The organism is Bacillus sp. 9.4, assembly GCF_055486415.1.
This window is the reverse complement of record NZ_JBVFMU010000002.1, coordinates 217928-237236: the sequence shown is the minus strand read 5'-3', so window position 1 is coordinate 237236 and position 19309 is coordinate 217928. Positions and strand designations below refer to the sequence as shown.

Below are 19309 nucleotides of genomic sequence, written 5' to 3'. Positions count from 1 at the left end.
TACAAGGGGGTGACAGACATGCGGCTCAGTGAATTATCGGGAAAGGAAATTGTAGACATCAAAAGAGCTGAACGGCTCGGAGTGCTCGGCCAGACCGATTTGGAAATCAATGAACAGGATGGACAAATTACAGCACTCCTCATTCCCACAGTTAAGTGGTTTGGTTTGAGAAAGCAAGGTCATGACATTCGTGTCCCATGGCATCATATTCAAAAGATCGGTTCAGATATGATTATATTAGATGTACCTGAGGAAATGCCTCCCCGACAAGAGTAAATAGTCCAATTGACTGTGAAGCGGGAAATAAAGAAAACATCTGAAACATCGGCTGCCGGAGCCGATGTTTTTTTATATGGAAAAAGCGCATCTTTTATATTCACCGGTATTTCCTTTTGATCATAAGATGAAGGGGAGCTTAACAACTAGAGATCCAGTATATACAAAGAAGGTGAACGTTTAGAATGTTAACCGGATTGAAAATTGCAGTTATTGGCGGTGACGCAAGACAGCTCGAAATTATAAGAAAGCTCACTGAACAGCAGGCTGACATCTATCTTGTCGGTTTTGACCAATTGGATCACGGTTTTACCGGGGCAGTAAAATGCAATATTGATGAAATTCCTTTTCAGCAAATAGACAGCATCATTCTTCCAGTATCCGCGACAACAGGAGAAGGTGTCGTATCGACTGTATTTTCTAATGAAGAAGTTGTGTTAAAACAGGACCATCTTGACAGAACGCCTGCACATTGTGTCATTTTCTCAGGAATTTCTAACGCCTATTTAGAAAACATTGCAGCTCAGGCAAAAAGAAAACTTGTTAAGCTGTTTGAGCGGGATGACATTGCGATATACAACTCTATTCCGACAGTAGAAGGAACGATCATGCTGGCTATTCAGCACACGGATTATACGATACACGGATCACAGGTGGCCGTTCTCGGTCTGGGGCGCACCGGGATGACGATTGCCCGTACATTTGCCGCGCTCGGGGCGAATGTAAAAGTGGGGGCAAGAAGTTCAGCGCATCTGGCACGTATCACTGAAATGGGGCTCGTTCCTTTTCATACCGATGAGTTGAAAGAGCATGTAAAAGATATAGATATTTGCATTAATACCATACCGAGTATGATTTTAAATCAAACGGTACTTTCTAGCATGACACCAAAAACCTTAATATTGGATCTGGCCTCACGTCCCGGGGGAACGGATTTTAAATATGCCGAGAAACAAGGGATTAAAGCACTTCTTGCTCCCGGGCTTCCAGGGATTGTCGCTCCTAAAACAGCTGGGCAAATCCTTGCAAACGTCTTGAGCAAGCTTTTGGCTGAAATACAAGCTGAGGAGGGGAAATAAGGATGTCGTCATTAAAAGGAAAAAGAATCGGGTTTGGGCTGACCGGGTCACATTGCACATATGAAGCGGTTTTCCCGCAAATTGAGGCGTTGGTCAACGAAGGAGCTGAAGTCCGTCCGGTAGTCACATTTAATGTGAAATCCACAAATACCCGATTTGGAGAGGGCGCAGAATGGGTTAAAAAAATTGAAGACCTGACTGGATATGAGGCCATTGATTCGATTGTAAAGGCAGAACCTCTTGGGCCGAAGCTGCCCCTTGACTGCATGGTCATTGCGCCTTTAACAGGCAATTCAATGAGCAAGCTGGCAAATGCCATGACGGACAGCCCGGTGCTGATGGCGGCAAAAGCGACAATCCGAAACAATCGGCCTGTCGTTCTGGGTATCTCGACAAATGATGCTCTCGGTTTAAACGGAACAAATTTAATGAGGCTCATGTCAACAAAAAATATCTTTTTTATTCCATTCGGGCAAGACGATCCATTTAAAAAACCGAATTCAATGGTAGCCAAAATGGATCTGCTTCCGCAAACGATTGAAAAGGCACTTATGCACCAGCAGCTTCAGCCGATTCTAGTTGAGAATTATCAGGGAAATGACTAAATTTACAGAAAATCTTTCCCAAACTAAAAAATTCGGTCATCACCCGCATATTCTATGGTAAAATAAAACGTAAAATCATAGTCAAATCAATTCAATGAAGCTGATTGGCGGAAGGAGTTTTACAGATGGGAAGAGGTTTACACGTAGCTGTTGTCGGAGCGACAGGGGCTGTGGGACAACAAATGCTTAAAACACTTGAAGACAGAAACTTTGAAATGGACACACTTACATTGCTATCTTCAAAACGCTCTGCGGGGACAAAAGTCACGTTTAAAGGCCAAGAGCTGACTGTTCAGGAAGCTTCTCCTGAGAGCTTTGAAGGGGTAAATATTGCTTTGTTCAGCGCCGGCGGAAGCGTATCACAAGCATTGGCACCAGAAGCTGTAAAACGCGGCGCTATTGTTATAGATAATACGAGCGCGTTCCGCATGGACGAAAATACACCGCTTGTTGTGCCAGAAGTGAATGAGGCAGACTTGCATGAACACAACGGCATTATTGCCAATCCAAACTGCTCTACAATCCAAATGGTTGCGGCACTTGAACCGATCCGCAAAGCATATGGCTTAAACAAGGTCATCGTATCAACTTACCAGGCAGTATCAGGAGCGGGTAATGAAGCTGTAAAAGAGCTTTACAGCCAAACACAGGCGATTTTAAATAAAGAAGAAATAGAGCCTGAGATCATGCCTGTAAAAGGTGACAAAAAACACTATCAAATCGCCTTCAACGCGATTCCGCAAATCGATAAATTCCAAGATAACGGCTATACGTTTGAGGAAATGAAAATGATAAATGAAACGAAAAAAATCATGCACATGCCTGACCTTCAAGTAGCGGCTACATGTGTGAGGCTGCCAATCCAAACTGGGCACTCAGAGTCCGTCTACATCGAAATAGACCGTGATGACGCTACAGTTGAAGATATTAAAAATCTATTGAAAGAAGCTCCGGGCGTGACACTTCAGGATGATCCAAGCCAGCAGCTTTATCCGATGCCTGCTGATGCTGTCGGCAAAAACGATGTGTTTGTAGGCCGCATCCGCAAAGACTTGGACAGAGCAAACGGTTTTCATTTATGGGTTGTTTCTGATAACCTATTAAAAGGCGCGGCATGGAACTCTGTTCAAATTGCAGAAAGCCTGAAAAAACTAAACCTCGTATAAAAGAGAGAATTTTCTAAAGACGAATAGAAGAGAGTAAGGCGCTATCAGCCTGCTCTCTTCTGTTACGTCCGAATAATTTGGAGTGAAAACAGTGAAGATAATTGTTCAAAAGTTCGGCGGAACATCAGTAAAAGATGATAAAGGCCGCAAACTGGCTTTAGGGCATATTAAAGAAGCAATCAGTGAAGGATATAAGGTTGTCGTTGTCGTTTCAGCGATGGGCCGAAAAGGAGACCCGTATGCAACAGATTCTTTGCTCGGGCTGCTTTACGGCGATCAGTCAGCGATTTCTCCTAGGGAACAGGATTTGCTTTTATCTTGCGGAGAGACTATTTCCTCTGTCGTCTTTACAAGCATGTTGCTTGATAACGGTGTGAAAGCAGCTGCGCTGACAGGGGCTCAGGCTGGCTTTTTAACGAATGATCAGCATACCAATGCAAAAATCATTGAAATGAAACCGGAGCGTTTATTCAGTGTGCTCGCCAATCATGATGCGGTAGTCGTCGCAGGCTTCCAGGGCGCAACTGAAAAGGGTGATACAACAACAATCGGCAGAGGGGGCAGCGATACGTCTGCAGCCGCACTCGGAGCAGCTGTTGATGCGGAATACATCGATATTTTCACCGATGTAGAAGGCGTGATGACTGCTGACCCAAGAGTGGTGGAAAATGCAAAACCGCTTCCTGTTGTGACGTATACAGAAATCTGCAACCTGGCGTATCAGGGGGCCAAGGTCATTCATCCGCGTGCTGTGGAAATCGCAATGCAGGCCAAGGTTCCGATCCGCGTCCGTTCGACTTATTCGAATGATAAAGGTACATTGGTGACATCACATCACTCTTCCAAGGTCGGCAGTGATGTTTTTGAAAGGCTGATTACGGGAATCGCCCATGTCAAAGATGTCACGCAGTTCAAAGTGCCTGCGAAAATCGGCCAGTATAACGTTCAGACTGAAGTGTTCAAGGCTATGGCAAACGCTGGAATCAGTGTCGATTTCTTTAACATTACACCTAGTGAAATCGTCTATACGGTAGCCGGAAATAAAACAGAAACAGCTCAGCGTATTTTAATGGATATGGGCTATGATCCAATGGTGACGAGAAACTGCGCGAAGGTATCGGCGGTCGGCGCGGGCATTATGGGTGTTCCCGGTGTTACGTCAAAAATTGTATCGGCTCTTTCAGAAAAAGAAATTCCGATCCTTCAGTCGGCTGACAGCCATACGACGATATGGGTGCTCGTCCATGAAGCGGATATGGTTCCTGCTGTAAACGCTTTGCATGAAGTGTTTGAACTTTCGAAGTAAATGTGATTGAATCATGATGAGGTGAATAAAATGAATTTCGGAAATGTGTCTACAGCGATGATTACACCCTTTGACAATAAAGGGAACGTAGACTTTCAAAAACTGTCTACACTGATTGATTACTTGTTGAAAAACGGAACGGATTCTTTAGTAGTAGCGGGAACAACTGGAGAATCTCCGACCCTTTCAACTGAAGAAAAAATTGCGCTTTTTGAATATACGGTAAAAGAAGTAAACGGACGGGTGCCCGTTATCGCTGGTACTGGAAGCAACAACACGAAAGATTCCATTAAGCTGACAAAAAAAGCTGAGGAAGCGGGCGTGGACGCTGTTATGCTTGTTACCCCGTATTACAATAAACCTTCTCAAGAAGGAATGTACCAGCATTTTAAAGCAATTGCGGCAGAGACATCTCTTCCGGTTATGCTCTATAATGTTCCTGGCCGTACCGTTGCTTCTCTTGCTCCTGAAACGACGATCCGTTTGGCGGCGGACATTCCGAATGTGGTTGCGATTAAAGAAGCAAGCGGAGACCTAGAAGCGATTACAAAAATTATTGCTGAAACACCGGAAGACTTCTATGTCTATTCAGGGGATGACGCTTTGACGCTTCCTATTCTTTCAGTTGGAGGAAGAGGAGTTGTATCAGTGGCGAGCCATATTGCAGGCTCTGATATGCAGCAAATGATCAAAAATTATACGAATGGGCAAACAGCTAATGCGGCACTGATCCATCAGAAACTGCTGCCGATTATGAAGGAACTGTTTAAAGCGCCTAATCCTGCTCCAGTCAAAACAGCGCTTCAGCTGAGAGGTCTTGATGTCGGTTCTGTGCGTCTGCCTCTAGTCCCGTTAACTGAGGATGAACGTCTGAGCTTAAGCAGCACGATCAGCGAACTGTAAGAAAATTTCATACAGTGAAACAAACGCGGTCATTCTCACATTCAGCTGAGTTTGACCGTTTCTTTTACATATTGGTTTTCCCTAAACCTTCTGCTTTATCTTGTTTTCTAAATTTACTTTCAGTTATAATAGGAACAAGTGATGATGGACGGGTATGAGACTAGGAGGATATAGATTTTGAAAAAGAAAAATACAGAAAACGTTAGAATTATCGCCCTTGGCGGTGTCGGAGAGATTGGGAAGAACCTTTATGTCATTGAAATTGACTCAGACATATTTGTCGTTGATGCCGGCCTTATGCATCCAGAAAACGAAATGCTCGGTATTGATGTAGTGATTCCTGACATATCATATTTGATTGAACGGGCTGACCGCGTCAAGGCAATCTTTTTAACGCACGGGCACGATGAAAATATCGGCGGCGTTTTTTACTTATTAAACAAGCTGTCCGTTCCAGTGTACGGAACAAAACTGACGCTTGCACTGTTAAGAGAGAAATTAAAACAATACGGACATAACCGAAAAACTGATTTAAGAGAAATTCACTCAAAATCTGTCATTACATTTGAATCAACAAAAGTATCGTTCTTTAGAACGATTCACAGCATTCCTGATTCTGTAGGTGTGAGCTTTAAAACATCACTTGGATCTATTGTATGCACGGGAGACTTCAAATTTGACCAAACACCTGCACTTAATCAGACGTGCGACATTGGCGAGATCGCCAAGATCGGCAATAGCGGCGTGCTCGCTCTGCTTTCTGACAGTGCAAATGCGGAACGGCCGGGTTACACCCCTTCGGAAGCGGCTGTCAGCGGAGAAATTTCGGATGCGCTGTATAATTCACAGAACCGGGTGATTATTGCTGTTTTCGCATCCAATATTAACCGGATTCAGCAAGTCATTCATGCAGCGGCTCAAAATGGCAGAAAGATTGCCGTAGCCGGAAAAAATCTTCAATCTGTCCTGCAGCTGGCGAGAAAGTTAGGATACATTGAAGCAGATGATGAATTGTTTATTTCTGTACAGGATGTCAAAAAATATCCGAAGCGCGAAGTGGCTATTATTACAGCCGGAAGCCAAGGTGAACCATTAGCTGCTTTGACAAGAATGGCAAACAAAGCTCACAAACAGCTGAACATTGAAGAAGGGGATACGGTGGTCATTGCGTCAACTCCGATTCCCGGGCAGGAACTCATTTACTCTAAAACAGTAGATCTTCTTGCGAGAGCCGGTGCACAAGTCATCTTTGCCCAAAAGCGTGTTCATGTATCAGGCCACGGCTCACAAGAAGAGTTAAAGCTGATGATCAACCTGCTTAAACCAAAATATTTGATTCCTGTAAACGGCGAATACAGAATGCAAAAAGCTCATTCAAAAATCGCTGAAGAAACCGGCATGAAGCGCAGTGACATCTTCTTAATTGAAAAAGGCGACGTCGTTGAATTCCGCGGCCAAAACGTAAAAATTGGGGATAAAGTTCCTTACGGCAATATTTTAATTGATGGTTTAGGTGTCGGTGATATCGGCAATATCGTATTGAGAGACCGCCGCTTGCTTTCACAGGACGGAATTTTAATCGTTGTCATTACACTTGATAAACAAAAGAAACATCTTGTATCAGGACCAGAAATTATCACTCGCGGCTTTGTTTATGTAAGAGAGTCTGAAGGTCTTATCGTACAGGCTACTGAGCTTGTACGGTCCATCGTGACAGAAGCGACTGAAACATCAAATGTCGAATGGTCAACGTTGAAGCAGGCAATGCGGGATGCTTTGAACCAATTCCTTTATGAAAAAACGAAACGTAAACCGATGATCATCCCAATTATTATGGAAGTATAATGACTGACTAAAGACCGGAGCTGCTCCGGTCTTTATTTTTTGTCCTTCAAGCCGGGATTGAATGAAGTATCTTTGTTCATAATACAAAGAGAAACTCGGAAAGGATGAAAGCGAGATGGATCATCGTATGGAAAACACAGAAGAAGAGCGTCCTGAAAAAAATGATGCGAAGGACAGCATTATGAATAAAATACAGCAGCTTGGTGAAACGACGCTTCCGCAGCTGCCCCAAGATACAAATATTCATTGTCTGACCATTATCGGACAAATTGAAGGCCATGTTCAGCTTCCTCCGCAAAACAAAACAACAAAATATGAACATGTCATCCCGCAGATTGTGGCAATTGAACAAAATCCTAAAATTGAAGGCTTGCTGATCATATTAAATACTGTCGGAGGAGATGTTGAAGCTGGTCTTGCAATAGCGGAAATGCTTGCATCTTTATCGAAACCGACCGTTTCTATCGTGCTTGGCGGGGGACATTCCATCGGCGTTCCGATTGCTGTATCCTGTGATTACAGCTATATCGCCGAAACAGCAACGATGACGATTCATCCAGTTAGGCTCACCGGGCTGGTCATCGGGGTACCGCAAACGTTTGAATACCTGGATAAGATGCAAGAAAGAGTTGTTAAATTTGTGACAAGCCATTCCAATATAACCGAAGAGAAATTTAAAGAGCTAATGTTTTCAAAAGGAAACTTAACACGGGATATCGGAACAAATGTAGTCGGTAAGGACGCAGTTAAATACGGATTGATCGATCACGCAGGCGGTGTCGGACAGGCAATCAATAAACTGAATGAGCTCATCGACGAAGCAAGGAAAGAAGAAGGACGGATGATTCAATGATTCTTTATACCGTGATGCCGCAGGAAATTGTGTTTGCAGAACAGAACCAAGAGACAAGCGCACATGAGCAAATTGAATATAAAGGTGTACCGCTTCTAGTCGAAATGAAAGGGAATGAAGCGGAAGTCATTCAAATCATGAGCACCAATCCAATGCATTTTCTGCATCCGGACATTTCACCGGGACAAAAGCTGAAATTAAACGTATAAGAATCCAACCCTTTTTTAAGGGCAAAATATGCTATAATAGGGGAATCCTACAGAAAAAACGCAGCCTGTAAACGGCTGCTTTCTTCATTATGTATGAACTTACATTTTTTAACGCAGTAAGGTGATGAGTGTGGCAAAGAAAAAACGAAAATCAAGAAAAAAACAGGCGAAACAGCTCAATATAAAATACGAGCTAAACGGATTGCTGTGTATAGCCATTTCAATTATCGCAATCTTGCAGCTGGGGGTAGTCGGACAAACGTTTATCTATTTGTTCCGCTTTTTTGCTGGAGAGTGGTTTATTTTATGCTTGTTAGGTTTATTGGTATTAGGAGTCTCACTGTTTTGGAAGAAAAAAACCCCAAGCCTTTTAACGAGACGAAAGGCCGGGTTGTACTGTATCATCGCAAGCATATTGCTGCTTTCTCACGTGCAGCTATTTAAAAATTTGACGCACAAAGGGTCTATTGAGTCCGCAAGCGTGGTGCGCAATACGTGGGAATTGTTTTTAATGGACATGAATGGCAGCTCTGCTTCACCTGATTTAGGCGGAGGGATGATCGGTGCGCTGCTGTTTGCGGCTTCACACTTTTTGTTTGCGTCGACTGGTTCTCAGATCATGGCAATTGTCATGATTTTGATCGGAATGATTTTAGTAACTGGACGCTCGCTACAAGAAACGCTAAAAAAGTGGATGAGCCCGATTGGACGTTTTATAAAAGAACAATGGTTAGCATTTATTGATGATATGAAATCCTTCAAATCAAATATGCAGTCATCGAAAAAAACGAAAGCGCCGAGCAAAAAACAAAAACCGGCCCGCAAAAAACAGCAAATGGAACCGGAGCCTCCTGATGAAGAGGGGGATTATGAAACAGTATCGCCTCTTATTCATTCAGAGCCGATTATCTCAAGCTTTTCTGATCGTAATGAAGAGGAAGAGTCTCCAGTTATAGAAAAGCGCGCCGAACCTGTGTCGAAGCCGCTTCAGGACATTCAACCGGAGGCAGGTGACAAGGAAATTGTTTCTGCTCCTCCTATGACCTTTACAGAGCTCGAAAATAAGGATTACGAGATGCCGTCACTGGATTTGCTGGCAGATTCGAAGCATACCGGCCAGCAGGCTGATAAAAAGAATATTTATGAAAATGCGAGAAAGCTTGAACGCACATTCCAAAGCTTTGGCGTAAAGGCGAAAGTCACACAGGTTCATCTCGGACCGGCCGTAACAAAATATGAAGTATATCCTGATGTCGGAGTGAAGGTTAGCAAAATTGTCAATTTAAGCGATGATTTAGCGCTTGCGCTTGCTGCGAAGGATATCAGGATCGAAGCGCCTATACCAGGCAAATCAGCAATCGGAATTGAAGTTCCAAACGCAGAAGTGGCAATGGTTTCGCTGAAGGAAGTGCTGGAGTCTAAATTGAATGACAGACCGGATGCGAAGCTGTTAATTGGACTCGGCCGCAATATTTCAGGTGAAGCTGTATTGGCTGAGTTAAACAAGATGCCCCACCTTTTGGTCGCAGGCGCAACCGGTAGCGGGAAAAGTGTCTGTGTCAACGGCATTATTACAAGTATTTTAATGCGCGCGAAACCGCATGAAGTGAAAATGATGATGATCGATCCTAAAATGGTAGAGCTAAATGTCTACAACGGGATTCCGCATTTGCTTGCTCCGGTTGTAACGGATCCGAAAAAAGCGTCGCAGGCTTTGAAAAAGGTTGTCAATGAAATGGAGCGGCGGTACGAATTATTTTCTCATACGGGTACAAGAAATATTGAAGGATACAATGATTATATAAAACGCGCCAACAATGAAGAAGGAGCGAAACAGCCAGAGCTGCCCTATATTGTTGTCATTGTGGACGAGCTTGCCGATCTCATGATGGTCGCTTCATCCGATGTGGAAGATTCGATTACGAGATTGTCCCAAATGGCGCGGGCTGCCGGCATCCATCTTATTATTGCGACACAGCGGCCATCGGTGGATGTTATCACAGGGGTGATCAAAGCGAACATTCCGTCACGAATCGCGTTCAGCGTATCTTCACAGACGGATTCAAGGACCATTCTTGACATGGGTGGCGCTGAGAAGCTTCTTGGCCGCGGCGATATGCTGTTTTTACCTGTAGGGGCTAACAAACCTGTCCGTGTGCAGGGAGCATTTTTGTCGGATGAAGAAGTGGAGAAGGTCGTCGACCATGTGATTACGCAGCAGAAAGCGCAATATCAAGAAGAAATGATTCCTGAGGAGACAACTGAAACTCATTCCGAGGTTACTGATGAACTTTATGATGAAGCTGTTGAATTAATTGTCGGCATGCAGACGGCATCTGTTTCAATGCTGCAAAGAAGATTCAGAATCGGCTATACGAGAGCGGCGCGCCTGATTGACGCAATGGAGGAACGCGGCGTTGTCGGACCGTATGAAGGCAGCAAACCTAGGGAAGTATTATTATCAAAAGAGAAATATGATGAGCTCTCTTCTTAATGAAGGGAGTTCCGCTTTCTATAGTTGCCAATAATAACATTATGTAAACTGATCACCTTTCTATTTATTTTTTCGACAAAACATGATATAGTTGTCCCAATTGTTCAATAATTTTTATCGAAAGTGGTTTACGGAGGGGAAACATGTCTACAAAAGCTGATAATCGGCACTTGTATTTGAAAGTAATTGAACGAATTAAAGAGGATATAAAAAATGGGATCTACACTGAGAAGGAAAAGCTGCCTTCTGAATTTGAGCTTTCCAAAAAGCTTGGTGTCAGCAGAGCGACGCTAAGAGAAGCCTTGCGGATACTGGAAGAAGAGCATGTGATTATCAGAAGGCATGGTGTAGGCACTTTTGTCCATTCTAAGCCGTTATTTCTTTCGGGCATTGAACAGCTGAACAGTGTAACCAAGATGATAGAACAGGCGAATATGACCCCTGGCACGATTTTTCTATCATCACAAGTGCTTATGCCGTCTGAAGATGATACGAAGAGATTTCACTTGGCAGAAGGGCAAGAACTTTTTTACCTTGAACGAGTCAGGACAGCTGACGGACAGCCGATTGTGTATTGTATAGACAAAATTCCAATGAATATTTTGCCGAATTCTTTTTCTCATCAGCAAGAATCTATGTTTGACCTGCTTGAGAAAAATTCAGGCTCCGTAATCAGCTATGCAGTAACTGATATAGAACCGATCGGCTATCACGATACCATTTCTCCAGTACTTGAATGCGATCCGGAAACAGCTCTTTTGCTGTTAAAACAAACCCATTACGATCAGCACGATAAACCGGTGCTTTATTCTTTAAATTATTTTAGAGCGGATAAATTCAGATTTCATGTTTTGCGTAAACGATTCTAAAAACGGACGCCTGTATGTGTCTGTTTTTTTATTTGCACTGATTCATGTTTCTTTGTACATACTTTCATTCCGGTTAACGCAATATATAAGAGATGACAAGAAAGTGAATGGGTGAAAATGTTGAGAGAGAAAAATGGAATGAAAAATATTATTGCATTGTCTTCCGTCCCGCTTGTGATGACACTCGGGAACTCCATGCTGATTCCTGTTCTTCCGATGATGGAGAAAAAGCTGTCTGTGACTTCATTTCAAGTGTCTTTAATCATTACTGTATACTCAGTAGTAGCAATTATTTGCATTCCGATTGCCGGATATTTGTCGGATCGTTTCGGGAGAAAAAAAATATTGCTTCCATGCCTCCTCATTGCAGGATTGGGGGGAGCCGTAGCTGCTTTTGCCTCGACCTATATGAAAAATCCTTATGCTATGATCTTGGCGGGGCGGGTTCTTCAAGGCATTGGTTCTGCAGGTGCCGCTCCGATCGTCATGCCGTTTATCGGCGACCTGTTTAAAGGAGACGATGAAAAGGTCAGCGCTGGTCTTGGCGATATTGAAACCGCCAACACGTCAGGGAAGGTACTGAGTCCCATACTTGGAGCCTTACTGGCTTCTTGGTATTGGTTTGTACCGTTTTGGTTTATTCCGTTTTTCTGTTTGATCAGCTTTTTGCTCGTATTGTTTTTGGTGGCCAAGCCTGAAGAAGATGAAGATGCGCCTGCTGTTTCTGAGTTTATTAAGAGTGTGAAGAAAATCTTTAAACAAGATGGTCGTTGGCTTTATACGGTCTTCATTATCGGGTGCGTCATTATGTTTTTGTTATTTGGCGTATTATTTTATTTATCAGATACGCTGGAGAACAAGTATGCCATTGATGGAGTAGCTAAAGGCGGATTACTGGCAATCCCACTTTTGTTTTTGTCAACCAGTTCTTTTATAGCTGGCAAAAAGATCGGTAAAGATAAAGGCCGAATGAAATTTTGCGTTGTTACAGGAATGATTCTGTTAACCCTTTCGTTTATTGCCTTGTGGTGGAACCACAGTTTTTATTTTTTATTTGTCTTTTTAAGCTTTGGCGGGATTGGGATTGGAATGGCTCTTCCTGCTTTAGATGCACTGATAACCGAAGGGATTGAAAGTGAACAATGCGGAACCATTTCCTCCTTCTACAATAGCATGCGCTTTATAGGAGTAGCTCTCGGTCCACCTGTTTTTGCTGCATTAATGTCTAATGCAAACTGGATTATTTTCATACTCTCGGCTTTTTGCAGCATCGTTTCTTTATTTTTAGTGCTCTTTACTGTAGATGCTAAAAAAAGTGAAGAAGAAGAAAAAAACTTAGGGACGGTCTAGCCAGCCGTCTTTTTTTGCGCTTTCTTGCACAGTTTACAACTGTACCTATACAGCATGCGGAGGTTATTGTTTCCTTATAAATCCTACAGTTGCTATAATTACATGAAAGAGTGTTTCTGCGAATGCTGAAAATTGGTCATAATACATACTAATTAAGAAATGAACGAAGGAGGTTCCATATGTCATATGTTAATGAACTCAAATCAAAGCACGGCGGTTTAACCGCACACATTGTAGAAACAGAAAAATTCAAAACCGTCTCGCTTATTTTTAAGATGCTGGCACCGCTGACAAAGGATCAAGTCACCAAAAGAGCGCTGCTTCCGCATGTGCTTCTTCGCGGAACGAAAAGCCATCCGAAAACCGCAGAATTGCGTTCATACCTGGATGAGCTGTACGGCACGTCAGTATCGGCTGATCTTACGAAAAAAGGAGAGCGGCACGTCATTACGTTCAGGCTTGAAATCCCGAATGAAAAATATTTAAAAGACCAAACGCCGCTGCTTGAGAAAGGGCTCCAGCTTCTTGCAGAAATCGTCTTTTCACCTGCTTTAGAGGGAGACGCTTTTCAGTCACAATATGTGGCTCAAGAAAAACGGACGCTTAAGCAAAGAATCCAAGCCGTCTATGATGATAAAATGCGCTATTCGAATTTAAGGCTGATACAGGAAATGTGCAAAAATGAGCCTTACGCGCTTCATGTCAATGGTGAAATCGACGATGTCGATGACATTACGGCAGAGCAATTATACGAAACATACCAAAGCGCTATCCAAAAAGACCAGCTTGATTTATATGTAGTTGGCGATGTGGACAGTAACCAGGTACATTCGGCAATTGATAAGTATTTCAAAACAGAAGAGCGCACTCTTGGCACGATTGAAAACAATCACGCTGATGAAAAAGTTCAGCCAAAAGAAGTAATTGATGAAGAGGATGTCAAGCAAGGAAAGCTGAATATCGGCTACCGCACCAGTATCACTTATACAGATCAGGATTATCCTGCTTTACAAGTGTTTAACGGATTGTTCGGCGGATTCTCTCATTCTAAACTTTTCATTAATGTTCGGGAAAAAGCCAGTCTTGCTTACTACGCGGCTTCCCGTATAGAAAGTTTTAAAGGCTTGTTAATGGTGATGTCAGGCATTGAAGTGAAAAATTTTGAACAGGCTGTTTCGATTATTGCTGAGCAATTCCAGGCAATGAAAAACGGCGATTTCAGTGAGCAGGATATAGCACAGACAAAGGCCGTCATTCGAAATCAAGTGCTGGAAACGATTGATACAGCATACGGTTTATCTGAATTTTTATATCAGCAGGCCGCTGCTCAAGTCGAGATTCCTATCGAAAACTTTCTTGCCAATATTGAGAATGTCACAAAAGAGGATATCATTAAAGCCGGCGAAAAGATTCAGCTTGATACGACTTATTTCTTAAAAGGGACGGAGGGTGCATCTTGATCAAACCAATCGAATATGAACAGCTTCAGGAGACGCTGTATCATGAAAAAATGTCCAACGGCCTTGATGTTTACGTTTTGCCGAAAAAAGGCTTCAACAAGACATATGCGGTCTTTACAACAAAGTACGGCTCGATAGATAACCGGTTTGTCCCTTTAGGTAAAAACGAGATGGTTCACGTGCCGGACGGGATTGCTCACTTTCTTGAGCACAAGCTGTTTGAAAAAGCGGACGGAGACGTTTTTCAAGATTTCAGCAAACAGGGGGCTTCTGCCAATGCGTTTACGTCATTTACAAGAACAGCTTACCTTTTCTCAAGCACATCAAATGTTGAACGCAATTTAGAGACGCTTATCGATTTCGTACAGGACCCATATTTTACTGAAAAAACGGTTGAAAAGGAAAAAGGGATTATCGGGCAGGAGATTAATATGTACGACGATAACCCTGATTGGAGGCTTTACTTCGGGGTCATTGAAAACATGTACAAAGAGCATCCTGTCAGAATTGACATAGCGGGAACAGTGGAAAGCATTTCACATATTACAAAAGACCTTCTTTATGAATGCTATGAAACGTTTTATCACCCGAGTAACATGCTCCTTTTCATTGTCGGCCCTGTAGATCCTGAAGCGATTATTACTCAGGTAAGAGAAAACCAGGAGAAAAAGCCGTATACTGATCAGCCGGAGATCAAACGGGAAGAAGTGAAAGAGCAAGAAGCGGTTTTCCGAAAAGAAAAAGAGATCAAAATGAACGTGCAGGGACCGAAATGCCTTGTCGGGCTGAAATCCAAAAAGCCGTTTAAATTAGGCAAAGAGCTCTTAAAGCATGAACTTTCAATGAACTTATTGCTTGAAGCTCTTTTTGGCAAAAGCTCTGCCCAGTATGAATCACTTTATGAAAAAGGATATATTGACGAAACGTTCAGCTTTGATTTTACTGCTGAATATGGGTTCGGTTTTGCGGCGATCGGCGGAGATACGCCTGAGCCTGATCAATTGGCTGAAGACATTTCAAGCATGCTTTTGCGCGCCGGTGAACTGATTACTGCTGAAAAGATTGAACTTGCCAGAAAGAAAAAGATCGGCACATTCTTAAAAGCGCTGAATTCCCCTGAATACATCGCCAATCAATTTACCCGTTATGCGTTCTTGGATATGAGCCTGTTTGACGTTGTAACCGTACTCGAGCAGATTACCCTCGAGGATGTCCAGAACGTAATACAAGAGGAAATTTCTGCAGACAGACTGACTGTCTGCAAGGTTGTTCCTAAATCATAAACAAAACATCCCTCCAGTGTGAGGGGTGTTTTTCTGCGGAAAGAAGGAAAGAGGATGAACAAAACAGCACTAATCACCGGAGCAAGCGGCGGCATTGGCAAAAGCATCAGCGAAACCCTTGCAGCTAGAGGGTACAATCTGCTGCTGCATTACAATACAAATCAAAACGCGGCAGCGGAGCTTGCTGAAAAACTAAGTGAGATGTTTGGCGTAAATGCTGAGATATTACAAGCTGATCTGTCCGCGCAAGATGGGGCAGATAAGCTGACAAGTTCAATTGTTCAGCCGATTGATGCGATTGTTTTAAACAGCGGAAGAAGCCATTTTGGGCTGATTACGGATGTAGATAACGCAACGGTCCAGGAAATGGTTCAGCTTCATGTAGCGAGTCCGTATATGCTGACGAGAAACCTTCTGCCAGGCATGATTCGGAATAAATCGGGAGCGATTGTGGCTGTCAGCTCGATTTGGGGAGAGACTGGAGCATCCTGTGAAGTGCTGTACAGCATGGCAAAAGGAGCTCAGCATTCATTTGTAAAAGGATTGGCTAAGGAGCTGGCGCCAAGCGGAATCAGAGTAAACGCCGTAGCGCCGGGCGCAGTTGATACAAATATGATGAATCAATTTACCCCGGCTGAAAAAGAAGAGATCGCTGATGAGATTCCGATCGGCCGGCTGGCCCGGCCGCAAGAAATTGCGGAGGCAACAGCTTTTCTCCTGTCTGAAAAAGCGTCATATATCACCGGTCAAATTCTGTCGGTGAATGGCGGCTGGCACTGCTGATCCGAAAATATTCGGTGTATAGTTTCTTTTGCGAAGGACACAATAATCTTGTAACTTCACATGAAATGGAGGAAACAAGCATGTCAGTATTAGAAAACTGGGATAGCTGGAAAAACTTCCTTGGCGACCGTCTGAACTATGCGCAAGATAAAGGTATGAGCCAGGATACGATTACAGATCTTGCGACAGAAATCGGCAGCTACTTGGCTAATGAAGTGGAATCTAAGAACGAGCAGGAAAAAGTGCTGGCAGATCTTTGGAGTGTAGCATCAAAAGATGAACAGCACGCCATTGCCAATATGATGGTTAAGCTTGTTGAAAATAACAGCACTCACTAGGAAGAGAGGGGATTTTTCCTCTCTTTTTTATGTTTTCCTCATCACAGCAACATTCTTCTTTCTAATTAGAGAAAAATGCTTTATGATAAAGGAAGGTAAAATTTTGCCACAATGAAGGGGGTATATCATTTGGCAAAGCTCGAATGGTATTTTGAATATGAAATTCAAGTGAACCGCCCCGGACTGCTCGGGGATATTTCATCTCTTCTTGGGATGCTTTCTATCAACATCGTAACGATAAACGGCGTCGATCTTTCCAGAAGGGGAATGCTCCTCAGGTGCCGCCATATAGATCAAATTAAACGATTAGAATCAATCTTAAAAACGATGGAAACAATTAAAGTAACGAAGCTTAGAGAACCGAGGCTTCGCGACCGTCTTGCCGTACGCCACGGCCGTTATATTCAACGGGATGCCGATGACAAGAAAACGTTCCGCTTTGAACGGGACGAGCTTGGCTTATTAGTCGATTTTATGGCCGAATTGTTCAAAAAAGAAGGCCATAAATTAATCGGAATCAGAGGTATGCCGCGTGTCGGGAAAACGGAATCGATTGTAGCCTCTAGTGTGTGTGCCAGCAAAAGGTGGCTGTTTGTGTCATCAACCTTGCTAAAGCAGACGATAAGAAGCCAGCTGATTGCCGATGAATACAGCACTGAAAATGTCTTTATCGTTGACGGAATTGTGTCAACACGAAGAGGATCGGAACGCCATCTCCAGCTGGTCCGAGAAATCATGCGGCTTCCGGCAACAAAAGTGGTGGAGCATCCGGACATATTCGTTCAAAATACAGAGTATACACTAGATGACTTTGATTATATTATTGAACTGAGAAATGACCCTGATGAGGTTATTACATATGAACATGCCGAGGAACCCCAAATGTTTGATCAATCCGGGTTTTCAAGCTTTGATTTTTAAAATTGGAAGGTGTTTGTTGTGACTGAACTAGGAATCCGGCTCAAAGAAGCCAGAGAGGAAAAAGCAATGTCATTGGATGATCTCCAAGCGGCAACAAAGATTCAAAAAAGGTATTTAACCGCCTTGGAGGAAGGGAACTATGACATTATTCCGGGGAAGTTTTATGTTCGGGCATTCATCAAGCAATATGCAGAAGCCGTTGGGCTTGATGCGGATCAACTGTTTGAGGAGCATAAAAAAGATATCCCTAATACGTATCATGACGATGTGTCTGAAAAGATCTCCGGCATGAATCTTCAAAAGGAAATGCCAAAGCCAGCATCTAAGGCGCTGGAGCTGCTGCCAACGATACTTGTTATTCTCGGCGTGATTGTCGTGATTGCCATTGTGTACGCGATCATTCAGTTTGCGAATCACAAAAGCAGTGATGATCACAATGCGGCATCAGAAAAAGCAATTACGCAAAGTGAGAGCAAGTACGAAATCCCTAAAGATTCAACGCTGAAAGAGAATCAAAAGAACAGCTCTGAAAAAGAGACAGACACTAAAAAAGAAACGAAAGAAAACGAAAATAAGAAAGAAGAAAATGACAGTGATAAGCTGGAGATTAAAGCTGCTGGCACTGAAGGATCGTTAACGACTTATGAAGTGTCCGGCGCTGATAAAATCGAGCTGGAACTGAAGGCATCAGACAGCTCCTGGATTCGAGTGCGCGATGAAAACAGCAGCTCTTTAAAAGAAGGAACGCTGAAAAAAGACGAAACCTATAAAAAAGACATAACTGATCAGAAACAAGTTGATATCCGCACTGGATATGCACCTAATCTGAAAATAAAAATCAACGGTAAGGTTCTTTCATATGAACTTGATCCGAAAAAAGTGATGGCACAAACCATAAAGATTGTAAATAAAAAGGAAGAAAAGTCATCTTAATTACCAGATGACTTTTCTTCACGTCCGAGTATGAAATTGGAGGGGCTTTATGTTTAACTTACCAAATAAAATCACACTAGCTAGAATCGCATTAATCCCAATCTTCATGATTATCATGCTGGCGCCGTTTGACTGGGGCAGGCTCGAAGTTGGAGACGAATCGATCCCGGTCGCACATTTGGCGGGGGCCATTCTATTTATTATTGCATCTACAACAGACTGGGTGGACGGGTATTATGCCCGAAAATTGAATCTCGTAACAAACTTCGGGAAATTTCTTGATCCGCTTGCGGACAAACTGCTCGTATCCGCAGCGTTAATTATCCTTGTTCAATTTGATCTCGCTCCAGCTTGGATGGTCATTGTGATTATCAGCAGGGAGTTTGCCGTGACAGGTTTAAGGCTTGTCTTAGCCGGAACAGGAGAAGTCGTAGCTGCTAACATGCTTGGTAAAATCAAAACCTGGGCACAGATTATTGCGGTATCCGCATTGCTTCTTCATAATCTTCCATTTGAACTTGTGTCATTCCCGTTTGCAGACTTGGCGCTGTGGGTAGCCGTCTTCTTTACTGTCGTCTCAGGCTGGGAATATTTCTCTAAAAATTGGGAAGCGTTAAAAACATCTAACTAAGAAAG

The 19309-nt window shown here is 43.1% G+C and carries 19 protein-coding genes; all 19 read left to right on the top strand.

Annotated elements, in window-relative coordinates:
- The first annotated feature begins 18 nt into the window (after positions 1–18).
- The 19 genes from ACZ07B_RS07730 (at position 19) to pgsA (ending at position 19304) form a co-directional block, all read left to right on the top strand.
- A complete protein-coding gene (locus ACZ07B_RS07730; RefSeq protein ID WP_003231890.1) occupies positions 19–276 on the top strand; it encodes a YlmC/YmxH family sporulation protein in 258 nt (85 codons plus the stop codon).
- A gap of 185 nt (positions 277–461) precedes the next feature.
- On the top strand, positions 462–1355 hold the full coding sequence (gene dpaA, locus ACZ07B_RS07725) for a dipicolinic acid synthetase subunit A (protein ID WP_003231888.1): 894 nt from the start codon (positions 462–464) through the stop codon (positions 1353–1355).
- Between the two features lie 2 nt (positions 1356–1357).
- On the top strand, positions 1358–1960 hold the full coding sequence (gene dpaB, locus ACZ07B_RS07720; protein WP_003231884.1) for a dipicolinate synthase subunit B: 603 nt from the start codon (positions 1358–1360) through the stop codon (positions 1958–1960).
- Between the two features lie 125 nt (positions 1961–2085).
- Positions 2086–3126 carry an aspartate-semialdehyde dehydrogenase gene (asd, locus tag ACZ07B_RS07715; protein WP_003244674.1) on the top strand — a complete coding sequence of 347 codons (1041 nt, stop codon included), beginning with the start codon at positions 2086–2088 and terminating at the stop codon, positions 3124–3126.
- Between the two features lie 91 nt (positions 3127–3217).
- Complete coding sequence (dapG, locus tag ACZ07B_RS07710) at positions 3218–4432, top strand: aspartate kinase (protein ID WP_015483233.1); 1215 nt, start codon at positions 3218–3220, stop codon at positions 4430–4432.
- A gap of 30 nt (positions 4433–4462) precedes the next feature.
- Positions 4463–5335 carry a 4-hydroxy-tetrahydrodipicolinate synthase gene (gene dapA, locus ACZ07B_RS07705; RefSeq protein WP_014476832.1) on the top strand — a complete coding sequence of 291 codons (873 nt, stop codon included), beginning with the start codon at positions 4463–4465 and terminating at the stop codon, positions 5333–5335.
- A gap of 177 nt (positions 5336–5512) precedes the next feature.
- Positions 5513–7180: a ribonuclease J2 gene (gene rnjB, locus ACZ07B_RS07700; protein ID WP_003231875.1), complete on the top strand. Its 1668-nt coding sequence runs from the start codon at positions 5513–5515 to the stop codon at positions 7178–7180.
- Positions 7181–7295: 115 nt separating this feature from the next.
- Positions 7296–8033, top strand: coding sequence for a translocation-enhancing protein TepA (gene tepA / locus ACZ07B_RS07695; RefSeq protein ID WP_003245712.1), 738 nt, complete (start codon positions 7296–7298; stop codon positions 8031–8033).
- On the top strand, positions 8030–8242 hold the full coding sequence (locus ACZ07B_RS07690; RefSeq protein ID WP_003231871.1) for a YlzJ-like family protein: 213 nt from the start codon (positions 8030–8032) through the stop codon (positions 8240–8242). The genes tepA and ACZ07B_RS07690 overlap by 4 nt, the downstream gene beginning before the upstream one ends.
- A gap of 130 nt (positions 8243–8372) precedes the next feature.
- Positions 8373–10736: a DNA translocase SpoIIIE gene (gene spoIIIE, locus ACZ07B_RS07685; protein ID WP_464877081.1), complete on the top strand. Its 2364-nt coding sequence runs from the start codon at positions 8373–8375 to the stop codon at positions 10734–10736.
- A 143-nt stretch (positions 10737–10879) separates the two neighbouring features.
- Entirely contained in the window at positions 10880–11605 is a 726-nt protein-coding gene (locus ACZ07B_RS07680) for a GntR family transcriptional regulator (protein ID WP_003245732.1), read from the top strand.
- Between the two features lie 138 nt (positions 11606–11743).
- Complete coding sequence (gene bcbE / locus ACZ07B_RS07675; RefSeq protein ID WP_031600514.1) at positions 11744–12955, top strand: bacillibactin exporter BcbE; 1212 nt, start codon at positions 11744–11746, stop codon at positions 12953–12955.
- 179 nt (positions 12956–13134) lie between these two features.
- Positions 13135–14415, top strand: a complete 1281-nt coding sequence (yfmF, locus tag ACZ07B_RS07670) for an EF-P 5-aminopentanol modification-associated protein YfmF (protein WP_464877080.1) — start codon at positions 13135–13137, stop codon at positions 14413–14415.
- Positions 14412–15698 (top strand): EF-P 5-aminopentanol modification-associated protein YfmH, encoded by a 1287-nt coding sequence (yfmH, locus tag ACZ07B_RS07665; RefSeq protein WP_086343846.1) that lies wholly within the window; start codon positions 14412–14414, stop codon positions 15696–15698. Before yfmF ends, yfmH begins: the two co-directional genes overlap by 4 nt.
- 54 nt (positions 15699–15752) lie before the next feature.
- Positions 15753–16481 (top strand): elongation factor P 5-aminopentanone reductase, encoded by a 729-nt coding sequence (ymfI, locus tag ACZ07B_RS07660; RefSeq protein WP_046381036.1) that lies wholly within the window; start codon positions 15753–15755, stop codon positions 16479–16481.
- 80 nt (positions 16482–16561) lie between these two features.
- Positions 16562–16819: a DUF3243 domain-containing protein gene (locus ACZ07B_RS07655; RefSeq protein WP_003245199.1), complete on the top strand. Its 258-nt coding sequence runs from the start codon at positions 16562–16564 to the stop codon at positions 16817–16819.
- 129 nt (positions 16820–16948) lie between these two features.
- Entirely contained in the window at positions 16949–17740 is a 792-nt protein-coding gene (locus ACZ07B_RS07650) for a DUF3388 domain-containing protein (RefSeq protein ID WP_003220998.1), read from the top strand.
- Between the two features lie 18 nt (positions 17741–17758).
- On the top strand, positions 17759–18673 hold the full coding sequence (gene rodZ, locus ACZ07B_RS07645) for a cell shape determination protein RodZ (RefSeq protein ID WP_024571398.1): 915 nt from the start codon (positions 17759–17761) through the stop codon (positions 18671–18673).
- 49 nt (positions 18674–18722) lie between these two features.
- Entirely contained in the window at positions 18723–19304 is a 582-nt protein-coding gene (gene pgsA, locus ACZ07B_RS07640) for a CDP-diacylglycerol--glycerol-3-phosphate 3-phosphatidyltransferase (protein ID WP_003244753.1), read from the top strand.
- The last annotated feature ends 5 nt before the right edge of the window (positions 19305–19309 follow it).